The organism is Frigoribacterium sp. AC759 (genome assembly GCF_979256015.1).
In genome coordinates, this window is record NZ_CEEDMT010000137.1 from 1 (window position 1) to 250 (window position 250).

At 57.2% G+C, this 250-nt stretch carries 1 rRNA gene; it reads left to right on the top strand.

The window, feature by feature from the left end:
• Nucleotides 1–250 (top strand): 16S ribosomal RNA (locus ACZ6JE_RS15395); the annotation flags it as partial.

Genomic DNA, 250 nt, shown 5'->3' on the forward strand with positions numbered 1-250 from the left:
CTACAATGGCGGTGACAGTGGGCAGCAAACTCGCGAGAGTGAGCTAATCTCCAAAAGCCGTCTCAGTTCGGATTGTTCTCTGCAACTCGAGAGCATGAAGGCGGAATCGCTAGTAATCGCGGATCAGCATGCCGCGGTGAATACGTTCCCAGGCCTTGTACACACCGCCCGTCACACCATGGGAGTTGGGTTCACCCGAAGGCGTTGCGCTAACTCGTAAGAGAGGCAGGCGACCACGGTGGGCTTAGCG